The following is a 16,691-nucleotide window of genomic DNA, read 5'->3' as shown; positions in this document are numbered from 1 at the left end:
ATAAAAGTAAAACCTCACACCAGGAAGGGTGAGGATACTTATAGGAGGGGTTCGTGGTTGTTTGTTAAATCGGGGAAGATTGGGAGGGAAACTGCTTGGCGTGTCGAACAGGAACAGGGAACAGGGGACGATAGCTGATAGCTAACCCTAAGCCTCCGCCCATCCCTCAATGGTAGTACTACTTTAGCTGTGTCAGCCCAAAAGTGTGGGATAAGTAACCAAGTCATTCCAACTCCAAGGGGAGCTTGCTAACCCAGCCCTTTGTGTTTTATAAGCATTTTTGTTACCGCTTCAGCTAGATAACACAAAATCGGCAGAAGTAATCATACTAGTATTCACACCAGTCAAGAAAGCTAAAGGTTGATTATTTTGGGTTGTAATCCAGGTGTCCCCATTTTGTTCAAAGATAGAAAGCGAACTAAACGTCAGACCTCCCTCTAACCGTAATAAATCTAGACCATCTTCAAAGTCAAAAATGGTGTTTTTGCCTTCTATTGATAAGACAAAGATATCCTGTCCACTGCCACCAGTTAAAGTGTTATCGCCAGTACCACCATTGAGAAGGTCGTTACCGCTACCACCGAAGAGAAGATCTTGACCTTGACCACCTGTAAGAGTATCGTTGCCAGCCTCTCCAAATAACTGATCATCACCATCACCACCGTCTAGGTTATCATCATTAGCGCCCCCGAAGAGAAGATCTTGACCGCTACCACCTAAGAGCGTATTATTATCTTCGTCTCCAAACAACTGATCATCACCATCGCTCCCATTAATAACAATGATAGTATTGGGCATCACTTCCACTTGGAAATTAATTTCCTCTTGGTTGAAACCGCCCAAGTCAAATGTGTTTTCAAAGATATCAAACGAAGTATCAAATATCCCTACACTATCTTCAAAAAGAGGACCAAAAGAAAGATCAGGGATTATAGGAAGTTCGAGTTCAACTTCTCCTACAAGAAAATCTAGATTAAAATCAAGACCCAAATCTGTATCATTACTGAAAAGTGCATCAACATCAATCAAAGCATTAATGTCAAGGGATTCTCCAACATTATTAGGGACAGTGATTGCTATCTCTTCCCCAACATTGAAAGGAATTGTAGTTCCATCTTCTAAAGTGAGTAATCCGGGTAGTCTGATGTCGCTTAAAGAAAATTCTTGAATCAACGATAGATTCGCAGAAGCCTCTATATCTAAGAGGTTGTATTCAAGCCTAGCCTCAATGTCAATATCGGGTACGAAGGGAATGGGAATGGGGATTGTAAAGTCTAAGAATGTTATACTATTTTGAAGTGGTGGCAGTCCAAATAAGCTAGTTGCGATAAAATCTAGGTCGAGAGAACCGCTGACAAATTGGTCTGACCCGGAAGAGGTTAATTGGTTAGAATTCGGGGAAGTCAGAGTTCCAAAAGTTTCTACATTGGGAAAAGATACATCAAGGCTGGCGAGAGGGCTGGTAAAAGAAGTGGATAAGTCAGCACTATCAAAATTCACTAGGTTGACAGTTCCATTTTCATCGAATCCTATTTCAAAAAAAGGATTTAAAGCTATACCGGCTGCCACATCAAAGGTAAAATCCAGGTTGTATGATGCGTTCGGACTTGATGTCGTAAAAAAAGGTTCAATATTAATAGTTACGTCTGGTAGAAATGGGATGTCTGTTAGAAGTGGGATAGGTAGGGGAATAGGAACTGTCCCCAAAGAGAAACTGGATTGAATAGTAAAACTTTCACCTTCTCGCACTGGTTCTTCGGGTATATCTAACAACAATTCAATTGGTAAAAACGCATCGATAGTGCCACTTTCCAGTTCCAATGTGCTTTGAAGACCAGTTTCTCTAGCTTGAGCAAAGGCACTTAAACCTATATCTATATCCTCAGAAAAAGGAATAGGTATGGTAAAGCCTGTATTGAATGATTCATTAAAGTTAACATCAAAAGACCTCTGGTCAATTAAACTAAATGCTTCAGTCCCAAATAGGTTTTGTTCAGATGTTCCAAATAGCAAAATGAAATTAAGTGTTGTCATCAAATTATCCTCAATTTAACAACTGTATTTAGATAAAAAAAAAGATGGATTTGAAAGTGGTGCAAACAAAACTTATCCTACTATATAAACAGCGCTATATTGTTGGTTTACTATAATAAAATAAAACCTACGCTGCTTTATGCTAGGGGTCAATTAATACAAAATGCAAAGACTCTAGAAAAGGTATCCTGAGAGAAGATACCATGGGGGAATTTCAAAAACAAACGTCTCTAGCCATTACTGTCTCGCCTTACTATAGAGGGACTTTGACAGTTTTGAGCACCTTTAATGGATAAGGTAAAAAGGTCAATTTCATAAAAACATCGGAAAGCAAATTTTGAGTATAATATTTATCAAAATCCCACTAAGGGAGCACCATGAACTGACATATCGAAGACAGATACTTTTAACCTGGATGTAAGTAATTAAGAGTTAAATCAACTCTTGGTATTGATGGCTTATTTTGCTCCAATCAAATTCTATATCTAACTCAGATAAAATTTATTTTTTTTACAGAAAACTTTCTAAATCTTTAACTAAATGAAGATTCAATAAAGATGCAGGGGGAAACCTGAAGGGGCGACCTGGGGGGCGACGAAATAAGCTATAATGCAAAGTTTATGTAAGAATTCAGGTGTCGGGGGAAGGGATGAGGGGCTGAGTTTGATTCTTCGGTAGTGGTAAAGATGTAGTGATTTGGCTACGGTGTAGCTGGGGGGGTGACATGCAACCTAAAATCCTTACTGGGTAATTGTCAATCCCCTACCTGAATCCTTACCTATTGCCTATTGCCTATTGCCTTGCTAAAACGCATTTTAAATGCGTTTTAGCTCAGTATTAACTACCATCCCTAACATCAAGAGTTATCTCAGCCGTGATCACCCGGTCCGTCTGTGAAACAATCTTCACTCGTCTCACCCGACCAGCATAGGGCGTTCGCGTAGCGTCTCCCTAGGAGAATCGCACAATACTCAACTCTGCCAGCTCTTTCTCCACTTCTTGGGATTGCTTCACCAAAGATGCCAGCTGGTACTGCTGCCGCTGCAAATTAGTTTGATAGGTCATCATTTCCAAAGAATGTCGGTAAATCTGCTGTTGGTAACGAGTTTTAGCAGCATTCAACCGAGCAATAGCAGAATCGATCGCAATCTGCGTTTTAATTTGCTTTTCCTGTAACCGTTGTCGTCTCTGGATTTTATCTTGGTCGTGGATGACATTGAGATAATCCATCTTGAAGCGGAGGGGTGGAGCTGCTTCAATTTCCATTTCGACCAATGCTAAATCATTCCGAGCCTTCGCGATCGCAGCCTCTTCCTCACTGAAAGAAGGTGTTGGTGGTTGTTGGATAGGAGGTAACGGTAAACTCATCTGATTGATCGCAATTTGCAGCTGGTTCCGTCTTGCCTCCAGTGTTTTTCGTTGAGCAGTGCGGTCCGACAGAGTTTCACCTACCTTTACCCTATCCCCCTGCTTCACCTTAATATCCTCCGGTGCCGTCACTGTTACGTTTATCCGGTGGCGTTTTGGCGCAGTGGGCTGAATCTGTGTAACCGGGGTAATGCCATCAGGTACTGGTTCAAGAGAAACTTGACTTGGACTAGCTGCAACCAGCACCGCTGCCGTGCCAGCAATACTAATCCCGATTAAGTTAGTTACCCATTCCATAATTCATCTGCTGCTGGTGTGATTACCTTCACACTTAGGTTTCCCACAGCGTACTGATCAGTCAACTTAGTGATAGCTGTAGTCAGTGGACAATAGGTGAACCTTACTGTCGAGCCGCTCACACTAACAATCTGAAGTTGATTAAGCTGTGCCGCTGGTTTCACATCCTCCGGGAAATCTACCGCTACTTGACCATTAACAAAAATCGCAGCACCAGGGTATTGTGCTACCAGCTGCTGTAATCCAGGGATAGGGTCTTCATTGTCCCAGCTCAAAGTCTTGACTGTGGTTTGAGCTGGTTGACCAATATTGGTAGTGAGCTTAGACACAGTAATCTGTTCCCCGGTCTTATAGATACCCCTCCCATCCGTAACAATAAACTCACTCCCAGCAGTGTCGATAATCCAGTAGCGGCCAGACGCATCAGAGCGATCGCTAGCCCAGACACCAGTAATTTCGGCATAGATATGATTAGTGCTAGCGTTCTGGTTGTAAGTGGTAATCGCACCATCCCTGAGACCAAGACTCTGAGTAACCTTAGTCGTAATCCCGCCACCATTGGCTAACCAGATACCAACGATTAGTAACGCTGTGGCAAAAGCTAGTACCCACAGCTCAGCAGCACCCCCAGTTTTAATCCGTCGTCTGGGGTTACTGACAGATACAGCCCAAGCAGGCTCAGGCCAGAAGAGCTGAACCCCCTGCTTAGTGAAGGTATCTGAGAAACAGGCCAGTAAATGACCCAAAGGGAAAGCGATCGCACCCTTCCAATCCCCCAACCAAAAATGTCCCACAACCACCGACACAGCAGCAATAGTAGCAGTGGCCAGCAGAGAATGAGTGATGGTTCGATGTGGGAAACGGTTCTCAATCCAGCTGGAGATAGGATAAAAGATTTTCCCGATAGTGCTCGTAGTAGTATCAATATCCGGAATCTGGGCACCAACTACAGCCAACCCCAACAGCAATGGGTCAGCAGTTCCCAAAACCAAGCTAGTTCCTGCTGCTGCAATCAAGCTGTGGGTTATGCTCATCATAATTACTGCCCTAACCTCTTTCTTGCACCACGAATGGAACCTAGTTGCTTAAGGGTCATGCCAGCCACCAGGCTAACTCCACCAAATATATAGAGTGACTTATTCCCAGTCCCCATACCGATGAAACGGATGATACCAAAGCTCATCAGAGCAGCAATGATAATAGGCATGATCACCACATATTGAGTATGCTCTGGTTTATGCTGTTTCAGTCCAAGTGACTCATTCCTGACCACCTTCTTAGCCACCATCGGGTTACGTCCAGCTAGTGGCTGGAGTTCAGCTAGTCGGGATTCCGAAAGATTCAACCCCTGGCGCTTCGCCTCCGACCGCATCACTTCCCGAATCCGCTGATCAGAAGGCATCTCTAGCTCAATTTCCAGCATTTCCAGAAAGATGTCTCGGCCAGGATTGGCCACAGCCAGACAAACCACCCTGACCCCACTAGCCATTAAGTCTTCCAACCAATACCTAATCCCAGTGGTCAGTCGTTTCGCTTCCGGGAAAATCAATAGTGTACTGTCATTACAGTTAGCTGCGATTTCCTCCTTCAGCTGATCCATAGTCAGGGGCTTACCTTCATCGTTTTCCGTCGGGATGTTCAGCTGGAAGGCCAGGGCTTGAAAGAACTTTTTCCCACTTCCCTTGTAGATTGCGATCGCAGCTGAAAACTCTCCCAGCAGTTCCTCATAAAGCCCCTGGGCAAACTCACCTTTACCCACCCCAGCCTCCCCAAGGATGAGTAGAGAATGACCAGCTCTAACAGCAGTGCAAGCTCTCTCAAAATCTTTCCCTAACTCCCGCCTCGACTTTGAGCTAACAGTTTGTCTGCTATCGAAACGGGAGTATATTTTGGGTTAGCCGCTTCCTCGGCATCGGTTATCTTCTGTTGCAAATCCTCCGGCAAATCATCCCAAACCATTTTGTCGGCCAAAGCTCTTTTCACCAAGTCAGGCACAGCCATCTCATAAGCTTTAAGTTCAGCTGCTGACCTCATTAGGTTATTTACATCAAACTGATCAGTCGGGTTTTCCGGCTTAACGTATACATCTCCTTCGATTTCTGAAGTTGTAGCTTGGCTCTCTTTTGCGAGGTTGCTATCATCAGCTTTAACAATTGAATTATTATAGAAGCCACTTCTTTTCCCAGTTTTCTTGACATGGCTTCGCAGAGCACGGACTTGGTCAGCTTGCTCTAAAGTTAGGTAAGCTTTACCTTCTGAATCAGTCTGTGCTTCTATTTTCAAATGGTTCAAGTCCTTATAGTAAGCGTCTTTTTTAATAGAGAGTTCGCTCATGAGTGTTTCGGGGCGAATCGCCCCCTCAGGTGCAGAATTCTGTTTAGACATTTTTTTTTCGCGATTCCATATTATGTACAGTGCTGAGAAAAAATTTCTGAGATGACCCCAGAATTCTGGGGTACGCTGCTCAATGAGAATGGTGATAAAGGCTTGAACAATTGCTGTTACAAGCCTTTATCAATAACCACCATTGGTGAAAATGTAAATCCCCTGGTTACGAGGATGTAGTTGTTGTTAAGTCTGGGGGAGATAGAGCAGCGAAATAATTGGTTGAGTTGAGCACCGGGAGATTTTTATTCCAATGTTTCCCCAGTTGTTGAAGCTCGACGGCTGGAGTTTCTGTTCTCAGTTTCTGCCCTAGAGGTTCTTTTTCGGGTACACGGTGTTTTTGTTTTCGGGTGTGTGCTGGGGGTTTTGTGGATAGGTGGTGTCGGGTGTGTGCTGAGGGTTGAGGTGTAGGTAGTTGTTTGGGATTGCGTAGTGTCTGCACTATGCGGAGGGTGATATAGATGGTAGGTTCTCGAATATTGCCGCTTATATGCGGAGGGTTAATGTAATGGAAGGACGAGTAAGTCCTCAGATGCGCCCGCCACTATGATGATTTCTGTGTGTGGACTTGTTAAATGAAACTTTATCAATTTTTCCTAATTGATGGATACTTTCCGGAAAGCAATAAGGGAATTCTACATGAGGCTTGACTGGTTATGATTCATATATGGTAAAGGATACAGCAAAAATTACTCCAATAAACTATTTCACACTTTCCGGAAAGCAATCTAAGAGTGGAGTATAGGCAAACCACTTTGATACTTAACCCGATGGCTGCGATCGCGCAGCGTCTCTGTAGGAGAATCGCACTGCATCAATGTATCAATAAATGCGCCCGCCACTATGTTGAAGGTAGAGGGACGGGCGAGTTTTGAAACCGGACTGTTGACGGTTGCGATCACGTAGCGTATCCAGGGCGAGAATCACATCCCGTAAACCTGTCCCATAGCCGATGGGTGTGTAGTCTATTCAAGTACACTTGAAAACACCTCTGAGTATCCAACCTAAACAGGTAAGGGGTCTCCCGCTAACCTGTTTAGGTTGGAGCATGCCATTGATGTCATTCCTGATATCATCCCTACTTCCAATCAAATGACATTATCTATCTGCCACAGAAAAAGGCGTAATGCTAGGGAAGCTACCATAAAGTGCCATGCTTGACTCCAAAGTTCTGTATGAGCTTTTGGAGTCAGAACTTTCCCTTGTTTGATCTAATTTTTGAGTCCAAAACTCCTAAATTCAGTCCCAATTTGATGAAAAAGTTCCGACACTAACTAAAGACGGAACTATGTTAAGTTTTGATACATAAGCGACTCTAAAGCCTGTGTGTAAGCCATAGCAATAAATTCAGCTCCGTTGACACTTTATAACAGCTTCCCTAGCATTAGCCCAAAAAGCGATCACTGTTCCATTACACAAAAGGTACCCTTAAGGGTACTGCGAAGTCTATGTTAAATCAGGCATTTTAAAAATATGTTAATTGAAATTGAGGATATTATCATGTCTGTAGATTTTCGCGCTGTTAGTATTACGATTCCCCAGGGTACTGGGCGTAGAAGTATTGAAGGAGCAGCCGTATTCAGTTCCAGAGTATTACGAGCTGGCGTCGCACTCAATGGGTTTTCACTTGACTTTGCTGCCCCTGATCGCCCATTTAATGTTCTAGAAGCTGATACAGATATTCTTTCTATTGAGCAAAACACTGTTAGGTTCCGTGTTGAGTGCCAATTAGCCGACAGAAACTTCGACGATCCATACTCAGGCTATGTTACCGCCCTAGTTACTGCAGATGTTCAATAATAAGTCATCTCAAAAACGAAGGGTAAACTTAATGGCGTTGCTGATTCTGGGTATGGTTTTGCCCCCTAGCCCCCCAATTTTGGGGGGAACAAAACTCTTAAAGTCCCCCAAAGTTGGGGAACCAACGGGGGCTTTAACAAAATCAGATAATCGCCCATTCATTCCTTGATTCAGCAACGCCAAAAAATTTACCATTATCGCTGAAATCCAGGGTGCATCTCGCTTATGTAAGGATTTCAGACTTGTCTGATGATGTCAGTCACTGTCCGTAAATTGGTCAAAACTATTACACACTTATTTCCCCCTAAAGAGCAATCGCATTTTCCCGACCGTTTCCTTGCGTTTGTGTAGCGTCTCCTAGGTCGAATCGCGTAGCATGACCTCAGGAAACATTATGGCCTTCGCCCCTCCTCCTAAAACCCCAACTTCTGCACCGCCCTACGCTTAACCTCCTCACCCCGCCGGTCGTACTTAGCGGTAGTCACAGGGGAAGCGTGACCAGCTAACTTTTGTACCGTCACGATGTCAATTCCAGCATCCAGTAAATCAGAGCAGAAGGTCCTGCGAAAATCATGAGGACTAAAGGATTCCACCCCAGCTTCTTTAGCCCGCTTCTGCAAAATCAACAACACGGCCTGGGGGGTCATAGTTCTGTACTCTATCTGCCCACCTTTGCGTATGGGGCACAACAGTGCCCCTGGTTGTTTACCCCTCGTGCTCAACCAATCATTCACAAACGCGATCGCACCTTCCGGTAAATAGACGGTCCTATCCTTCCCTCCCTTACCCTGACGCACTTCCAATGCACCACTATCACCATCAAAATCCCGCACTTCCAGCTTTACCACCTCTGCCCGTCGCAGTCCTGTACCCCGTAGGATGCCAATTAGGGCTATATCCCTAACTCCTTGGTTGGTTGTGTCAGAGGCACACACCTTAATGAGTGCCGTAATTTCTTCTTGAGTTAGTGCTCGACCTCTGGGTAAGGGATGATTCTTAATCCTGGGCAAATCCACCGCCGCCTCATAATCTTCTGGATCCATCAGTTTCAACTTCTTTGCCACAGTTAATACTCCCCTGAGCGCTGCCATCTTTTTTTGAACTGTGGCCGGGGCATTTATTTCTAGTAGTGCGGCTTGAACGGCAGCGGTGTGCTGGTAAGTGAGGGCTGCCCAGTTAAGGGTGTCTGCATCGCATTCGTTATTGGTGAGTAGGGATGCGATCATATCCAAAGCTTGCCTCATTGTTGGCTGCGACCCCGGACTCAAGCTGTTCAGATAGACCCGTGCTGGATGCCCAGTCAAGGGTAGAGCTGTGGTGAGAGAGAGCGATGTGGTAGTGAGGGTCACACGCGATGTGCTTATCAGAAGGGGACTTCTGACAATGGGGATTACCGATATTACAAATTCGCGCTGTGGTTGAGCTATATACTGAGACGCGCTCAATACCTAAGACAGTAGAGATTACTTGGGATACTACTAAAATGGACGCAAGGATTCAAAATATAGTCAAGCACACGCCTTGGTGAAGCGATTGGTCGAATCAGAAGCGTCCTAATGGTACCTTGGGTTCAAATTGTAAAAACTAAAACCCGCCTCTAAGAGGTGGGTTTTTCAAAAAAAATTAGAACTACCGCAAGTTGAAGTAATTCCACCTAAAGTAGATACCACCGAGAGCTGTTCGATGTCGTAGAATCAACTAGCTAAGTACCACCAGAGCAAGGTTAAACAAACCTATTAGGTAACTAGAGATTTAGTACAAAGACTCAACATAAGTGATATATTTCCGGTAAATATTCTGAGAATCTTATTTTCGTAAGACCAAAGTAACCGAACAGCTATAGCTGTTGTTAACTACCAGGTCATTGCTACCAGAGTTAAAAAATATGAACTGCCTAGGTTTTAGGAAGTATGGGGAACTACTTGGATACAATAAAATTGTTACCGTTTCTTGAACACACGGGTTTACAGCAAGGTAGTTAGTTTTAGTGAAAATACGTTGACCTGTCCTCGGAGGAAGTGTCTCAGTATCTTCAGTTAGCAATTGAATATCCGAATCCAAATTCAAGGCATTTTCGGCATAAGCAGGGGGCACTAAAATCAAGGACAGGCTGAGGGTAAGGCTTAAACAAATGGTTAGGAAAGCGGAAAACAATTGTTTTAATTTTGACATTAGTAACGTACCTCAGAATACGGATTGTTTAACTATTAAAATTATATCTGGATAAACACCTTATAAAACTCATTAAGTAATTCTAAATAATTTGTAAAATCAGACAAATCTGGAATCGTTGCTGGGAAAAGGTTATAGCGATCACTTTAGCCAATATATTTCACGAATCATTTAGAACTGCTAGATAAATCTCATGTAAAACCTCATATATCAGGATAAACCCATCATTTTGGTAAAAAGATAGCTGCCTCTTTTGGTTTGACAAGACCGCTTACCCTCTTGTTTTCCGGAAATTTTTCATTCCTGAACCCCCCCTCACCCTATCCATACTTGTCATAGCGCATCGCATTCAGGGGTTTCGAGCAGGTAATGATTTAAGGGGTATTAGTTACATCGGGTAAAGTCGATTTGCCGGTGTAATCTGGCGCAGGTTCAGTGGATTCAACAGGGGCAAGCATTGATAAGGCACTGATGGCTCCCTTTACCTGCTCGGGCTTCACTTCCAAGTACTTGTACAATTCGTCTAGTGTCCGATGCCCGGATATTTCCTGGATTACCCGCAGGGGAATTCCTGCGTTGCTTAGTTGGGTGAGTGCTGTCCTGCGGAAACTGTGAGTACTGACTCCTTCTATGTCCACCCGCTTACACGCTTCACGAAGGATCCAGCTGGCGGCATCTGAGGTGATGTGTTTTTTCCCATGTCTGCCGGGGAATAGGTAGTCTGCCCACTTAGGAGGGTGATAGTCAGTTAAGTACTTTCGTAAATCTTCTAGTACCGGGATGGTCCGGGTGGCAAGCTTACCCTTTGTGTTACCTTTCCGAAACAGAACAACGGGACGCACGAAACCTTTGCGATCGTAAACATCCCTAACTTTCAAGTTTACTGCTTCGTTGACCCGACAGGCGGTGTAGAGCATCACGGCAAACAGCGCCCGGTCTCGTGGCGGGTCAAGGGTTGCCCCTTCATTAAACAACAGTTGGATTTCTTCTGCGGTTAAAATCTTTGCCCGGCCATGACGGTCAATTTTCATGGCGATGCCTCATACACCTCTGCCTATTTATTCAACAGCTTTGGTGTACTCTAGGTCAATTGCTTGGCTCCAGCTTCAACCAACTTGTTGCTGCTCCAACTTATTGAGAATTTCGTCAATCTCACCTATTCCATGTTTAGTCACTAGTGCTTTCAATATCATCTGGACTTGCTGATGGGAAAAATGTTCAGCATTATTCACCACTACTGTAGTAATATCCTTCATGGATTCAGGTAAAAGTTTGATAGTGAAAAATTCTTCACTTTCATCAATATCTTCTGATGCTGGGTTGTGGGGTACCTCAGGGGGGACATCAGGGGGTACCTGTGAGTCCTTCTCATCAAGTACTGGTGCTGGGTTATGGGGTAACTCAGGAGGTATTTGTGAATCTTTCTCCTTAAATTCAGCTGGTGCAGCCACCTGTTCTACTTCTTGTTTGACCAATGGTGGTGGGGTAGGAGCCTGAGCGGATTCGCTTTCAATACCCTTTGCTACTGGAGTGGGAACCTGAGCGGGTTCACTTTCAATACTCTTTAGTACTGGGGTAGGGTTCGGATTGGGTAAATCAGTTTGCTGTACTTTATCTGGATGGATGTGTTGTGGGGTATCGTTATCCCAACTTACCAGTAGCCCCAGTTTTTTATCTTTGCCGCTGACTGTCCCAAGTTTGCCCGGTGATGCCCAATTGGGTAGATTTTTGTCTTCTATTATTTGAACGCGATCGCCCTCTATGAACTGCGCAATTTTCGCGGTTAGTTCTAGCTCTAAATAAATATTATCTACTGTCCTAGCACTCACGCCAACATGTTCAGCGATTCGGCGGTTAGTCCAATCTAGACCTTTTCGCTTACCGCCTTGGCTACGAGGGATAGCATCTAATGATCCAAACTCTTCGATTAACGTCTGAAACATCATCTCAACCGCCCGCCGCTTATCAGCATTGGTGCGGTGTAAGGTCGGGCGCTGGTTGGAAGAGCAGCTGTAGCGGATAGTATCAATCAAGCTTCCGATGTGGACTTCACACAGAATCTGCTGCTCGGCTAGTGCTGCTGCTTTGATTCGGTGGTGTCCATCACCTGGACGCTTAGTTTTACCATCATCGAAAATCACTGGGGGGTCGTGTTGCCAGTCCCAACGGTCCTCTTCCATCTCTAAGGAATATCGTGCGATCGCTTTCTCATCAGTCGCTGTCCGTGATTGAGTCCCATCTTCTAGGTGTATTAAGTTGGGGTCAAGCCATTGATAAGTTACTTCTGATTGAGCTGTACTATTTACCTCTGACTCAGATGACTCAGATGATTCAGTTTTCTCATTAACTGGTGATTCAACTTGCTCAGATGACTTAGTTTCTTCGTCAACTGATGTAATTTTCTCCAACTGGTCCCGCTTGAACCATTTGATACCCTGGGACAGGTTAACGCAGATCCTAGCCTTCTGATAGGATGTGCTAGGTTTCTCATTGGCAACTACGCCAGTCTGCCCCTTGTACCTTCCGTCAAGGATTTGAACTTCATCCCCGGTGACGAAAAAAATTTCAAGTTGGGATACCATCTGATTTCCTTCTTTGATCGCTCAACGCCGGTTAGCTTTCCTCCACTCCCATGGGGGAACGATTGGCCAGCCCAAACACCAATTCTAGCCGACTGTGCTCGTCGTTGAGTAGAAACGATCGCATCCCAATTTGGACAATCCGATTTATAAGCTTCATAGCCCCAAACCATACCATCCGAAGATTGGATAGATTGAACTAATGACCAGTCGTCTCCCCGATTTACCCAAAGCTCAGCCACAGTACGGCCATACCGGTCAGTGGTGATAGCATCCACTTTGACTTTCATCCTGCCATCTTCTAGAACTTTTCTGAGATGATCTCGGCTTTCGATGCCGAGAAGTTGAGCCTTCTCGGGGGGCGTCAACACAGGCAAATCTGATTTTCTTCTCTTCGGAGTCGCATATGACTCTGATAGTGTCCCCATCATAAACTGAACCTGGCTTTACGTCACAGACGGGTAGATGGGCTATTGATTTATATATTATTGGATAACTTTTACTGGTGCTTGGAGGTTTTTTTGGGTGATCACTGACATTATCGCTAGTACGATAATCAAGATAACTGTGGCAATCTCAGAATAAATAACAATTCGTTTTTTGCTCATCTGACTGACAGGGATGTGAAGTACACACCTATTCTTCCCTGTTTCCTACTCCCTGCTTTCTGCTGCTACTACCGATCAACTAAGGAACTTCTGCCTGATTACCTCTAAGACCTCTGTTGTGCTCACGCGCTACCTACGGCGGCTTCCCGCTTAGTCTTGCTAACTATATATAGCCTTAATGTGATCGTGTCTGTGAGTACGAATGAACTTAATTTTAAGAAATTCGCATAAAACAGAAAAAGAATACTGATACTTAAATAAGTACATTAATTTCCAAGATATTTATTATAGTTGTTGAGGGATGGATGATGTTGCATGATTCTCTATGGGAAATGGATTTTTTTCTAAGGGAAACTAATAGTTCACCTCGTCGTGGAAAATGGGTGCATTTACCAATGACGAAAGACTGGATGTTTGAACCTGATTGGAGTTATTCACCAACAGAAGCATTATATACACCTCGTGGTTTCACAAAAGAGGATTTAGGATTTTCGAGATTATTATTTAGAACGGGAACTAGTCTTACTATCGGAATGGTTTCAGGACCTTACGCTCCCCTTACAGTGGCATGTACTAATACTCTAATGGACTTTGTAGAGGATATTTGTAATAAAAACCCTGACATGTATCCTAGTAAATATGCTACTAGATTATTTGTTTATACAGGAGCAAATTTGACTGCAAACGCATTTGGAGAATCCCTTGGCAACTTTATTTTTGAGAAAACACCGTACTTAGACCGTTTACCTCCAAAAATAGCTAAAGAATTACAGACTAATTCTATATTGAGAGGATTAGCAAGTGATTCTAAGTTTCTTGAAAAACAATTGGATGATCTAAGTAATAAGATAATCCAAGATAGAATTATAGAAGAATTTATTGGAAGTCAAATAATTAAAAAATCACTTAGTAATGCAAAAACCCAAAGTGCCGCTGAAAAAATACTTCATGATGAAATTTTCAGAAATATAGCGGTTTTTAAAGCTTGAATGATACTTTTCACTATTTTGAGAGCGGTTCGATATGAGGAGTTTTCTCTGCCAGTTTTTTCTGGCACCATACCTCCTCTAAGTAGGTTGACATAAATAAACGTTAAAACTCAAAATAGAAAAATGAAGCTGAAAGCCTTTATTAAAGAGGCTTTCAGTATTTTTAATCTCAATCTCTATTTTACGGATAATTAAGCCCACCTACTTCCTACTTTATTAGCAGATTTGAGTTTCTGATAAGGAGCAGTTAAGACGAGAGCATATACGCGATCGCAACGGGAAAATTCGTTGAGTTGCATTTCGGTCAAAGTATCATTTCAGAGACTATTCGTTGAGCAAAACTTGAGGTTGAGTGAGAATTCCAGATACTGGTAAAATCCTGCTCCCAATTCAGTGCTGAGTGGCAAACATCGTAATGACATTTTTTACAAACAGGAACCATATTTTTCTTGGGTTCATCCTTTTTTCCATCGTAGTTCAGGTGATGAGCTTGTTCTGCTCTGTTTAGTTGACACACGCAACAAATGCCATTATTTAAAGCCACCGTTTCATCTCTTTTATCTTTATAACCAGAGTAGGAATAACGGGCATCTATTGCCTTGAAGGGACTGCCAATTATAAACTTCCTACCGAGAGTGTTGTCGTTACATTCCATCCATTTAGCTAGAACGTCTATCACACATTTAATATCTTCGTGTTCTGTGAATCCCAAGTCATTTTCGACAAAGTCCCACAGCTTTCTATGGTCGGTACGATAAGCACGAGAGATGGCCTCTTGTAATACTTCCTCAGGGGTTCCATTTAATAGATTAACTAAGCCGTTTTTTTTTACATTGTGGTTAGTTTTTGATTGATCAGAGACAGTTTTGACGTTTACTTTTTTGTAGTTACTCTCATCTCCTAATTCCCTCCACACTTCGTCGGCACAGTAAACTCTTTTGTTGGCACTAGGGACACCGTCGGGTAATTCAACGTACTGGTCAGGAAAATTACGTTGAATACCTTTTGCTATTCCGCTTTGATAGGTTAGTGGGTTTCCGTTTTGATCAGGTATCTCCTCTCCTTTGTTGATGAAGGTCATGATTAATCGCAGTTGAGACACGATAGTTGCGTTGTCTTGTAGTCCTTTAGCAGCAAAGTAAGGACAGATAAATACTACGCAAATACCTTGTCCTATACCTGTACTGATAGCGACGTTTACTACTTGGTTACAGTCTTCAACAAATGGGATTAAAATCTTGCGATGTTTGTTTGCTTTAGATGCTACCGACATCCATTCATCAACGATTAGAATTTTGCGACCCTCATAGTGGAGGTAATCCTCAATCAGGTCTCTAGCCTCATCTACTGCCTCTTGTGCCGGATCAGTGCGCAAAAGACCGATATCAACCTCTACTTTCCAGTAACAGTGATCCCATCGTCCGTCTTGGTCTATTTTTTTAGCTGCGAGGTTGACCATGTAGACACGGTACCCCTCTGCTGCCTTTTGCCTTGAAGCCAAGGCCACCATTCTAGACTTGCCACTACGCTGCTGTCCCACGACACAACAGGATTTATCAATGTTCTCAAGGAAGTCATCGTACCCACTTTTTATCTGTGGACCTGGTCGTTGATAGCTATGGGTCTGAATTACTACCTCGTCTTCTTCTTTGTTTCCATAGTGTTGCTTTTCTTTCCATTCAGGCTGTTGGTATTGGTGACCGTTGGTCTGGTACTGAGGTTGGTTATAACCTTGGGTTTGTTGTGACGCACGGTAATTATTTAGGTACTGCTGCGCCATAGGTAGGTGTCCCATCTGGGGCACAGCACCGGGAACGTCTATGGTCTGAATGACTGGAAAAGCTCGTGCTACCTCGTCCAGCATGTCGAAGTAGGGAGAATCTAACTGGTCGTCGTACACGCTTTGGCACATTTCCAAGTAGGTATCCCAACGGTGCTGAGGAGGAACTCTTTTTTCTAGAAATAAAATTACCTCCCTAACTGAGGACTCAACAAACCTCAGTTCACAGGCTTCCAAAGGAGTCAGGAACTTACCTTTAGATTCTGATGTTCTTGTTTTATCTGCTGTAGGACTGGTGTTATTTCGTAGGCTTATCTGTCGGTTATAATTTCCCGACATTAATTGCTCCTTGGTGTATGTTTGGGAGGTGGCCTCGGGTAGGGCATTGTTCTGCAAGTCTCTAATACTACCTTTAACCTCACTGAACGACCAGGAAAAAAATTTCATCTTTCTGGTATGAGAGGCATCAGCGATCATTGTTAACAAAGTGGAAATTCCGCCTATTGCCATTGCCGCAGTACCAAGTGTGGCAGCGGAACTGTAAAAAGCTGCAACCCCTAAAACAATGGAGGCAATCCCCATTCCTTCTGATGTGTTCACTCTCTCTTCGCGATCGCAGTTTCCCTGGTTCAATAGATTCAGTCTTTCTTTTACCCATTTTCTGACGGTGAGACTTTCA

12 protein-coding genes are annotated in these 16,691 nt (G+C 43.6%); 2 read left to right on the top strand and 10 right to left on the bottom strand.

From position 1 onward, the window contains the following. Nucleotides 1-291: 291 nt before the first annotated feature. The 5 genes from F6K53_RS32975 to F6K53_RS32955 all read right to left on the bottom strand — a co-directional run bounded on the left by F6K53_RS32975 (nucleotide 292) and on the right by F6K53_RS32955 (nucleotide 6,084). A complete protein-coding gene (locus F6K53_RS32975; RefSeq protein ID WP_293083611.1) occupies nucleotides 292-2,034 on the bottom strand; it encodes a calcium-binding protein in 1,743 nt (580 codons plus the stop codon). A gap of 951 nt (nucleotides 2,035-2,985) precedes the next feature. Then, nucleotides 2,986-3,699 (bottom strand): hypothetical protein, encoded by a 714-nt coding sequence (locus F6K53_RS32970; protein WP_293083609.1) that lies wholly within the window; start codon nucleotides 3,697-3,699, stop codon nucleotides 2,986-2,988. Further along, nucleotides 3,687-4,736, bottom strand: coding sequence for a metal-dependent hydrolase (locus F6K53_RS32965; RefSeq protein WP_293083606.1), 1,050 nt, complete (start codon nucleotides 4,734-4,736; stop codon nucleotides 3,687-3,689). Before F6K53_RS32965 ends, F6K53_RS32970 begins: the two co-directional genes overlap by 13 nt. Before the next feature lie 2 nt (nucleotides 4,737-4,738). Continuing rightward, a complete protein-coding gene (locus F6K53_RS32960) occupies nucleotides 4,739-5,458 on the bottom strand; it encodes a hypothetical protein (RefSeq protein ID WP_293083604.1) in 720 nt (239 codons plus the stop codon). A gap of 71 nt (nucleotides 5,459-5,529) precedes the next feature. Then, a complete protein-coding gene (locus F6K53_RS32955) occupies nucleotides 5,530-6,084 on the bottom strand; it encodes a hypothetical protein (RefSeq protein WP_293083601.1) in 555 nt (184 codons plus the stop codon). A gap of 1,500 nt (nucleotides 6,085-7,584) precedes the next feature. Between F6K53_RS32955 and F6K53_RS32950 the strand changes: the two genes are divergently transcribed. Then, nucleotides 7,585-7,884: a hypothetical protein gene (locus F6K53_RS32950; protein WP_293083598.1), complete on the top strand. Its 300-nt coding sequence runs from the start codon at nucleotides 7,585-7,587 to the stop codon at nucleotides 7,882-7,884. A 413-nt stretch (nucleotides 7,885-8,297) separates the two neighbouring features. Here the strand turns inward: F6K53_RS32950 and F6K53_RS32945 are convergent, their stop codons facing one another. The 4 genes from F6K53_RS32945 to F6K53_RS32930 form a co-directional block, all read right to left on the bottom strand. Next, nucleotides 8,298-9,233, bottom strand: a complete 936-nt coding sequence (locus F6K53_RS32945) for a tyrosine-type recombinase/integrase (protein WP_293083595.1) — start codon at nucleotides 9,231-9,233, stop codon at nucleotides 8,298-8,300. A gap of 1,197 nt (nucleotides 9,234-10,430) precedes the next feature. Further along, complete coding sequence (locus tag F6K53_RS32940) at nucleotides 10,431-11,087, bottom strand: site-specific integrase (protein ID WP_293071093.1); 657 nt, start codon at nucleotides 11,085-11,087, stop codon at nucleotides 10,431-10,433. Between the two features lie 75 nt (nucleotides 11,088-11,162). Continuing rightward, on the bottom strand, nucleotides 11,163-12,638 hold the full coding sequence (locus F6K53_RS32935; RefSeq protein WP_293083592.1) for a hypothetical protein: 1,476 nt from the start codon (nucleotides 12,636-12,638) through the stop codon (nucleotides 11,163-11,165). After that, entirely contained in the window at nucleotides 12,554-13,066 is a 513-nt protein-coding gene (locus tag F6K53_RS32930; protein ID WP_293083589.1) for a thermonuclease family protein, read from the bottom strand. Before F6K53_RS32930 ends, F6K53_RS32935 begins: the two co-directional genes overlap by 85 nt. Before the next feature lie 572 nt (nucleotides 13,067-13,638). Here F6K53_RS32930 and F6K53_RS32925 point away from each other — a divergent pair. Continuing rightward, a complete protein-coding gene (locus F6K53_RS32925) occupies nucleotides 13,639-14,232 on the top strand; it encodes a hypothetical protein (protein WP_293083586.1) in 594 nt (197 codons plus the stop codon). Between the two features lie 304 nt (nucleotides 14,233-14,536). On the opposite strand, the gene F6K53_RS32920 is transcribed toward F6K53_RS32925, so the two are convergent. Beyond that, nucleotides 14,537-16,691 (bottom strand): hypothetical protein (locus F6K53_RS32920; RefSeq protein WP_293083583.1); only part of this gene is annotated, 2,155 nt, incomplete at its 5' end.

The sequence above is a fragment of the Moorena sp. SIO4A1 genome, from assembly GCF_010672065.1.
GTDB lineage: Bacteria > Cyanobacteriota > Cyanobacteriia > Cyanobacteriales > Coleofasciculaceae > Moorena.
Note: the sequence above shows the minus strand (reverse complement) of the source record. Positions and strands in the feature narration are given on the sequence as shown.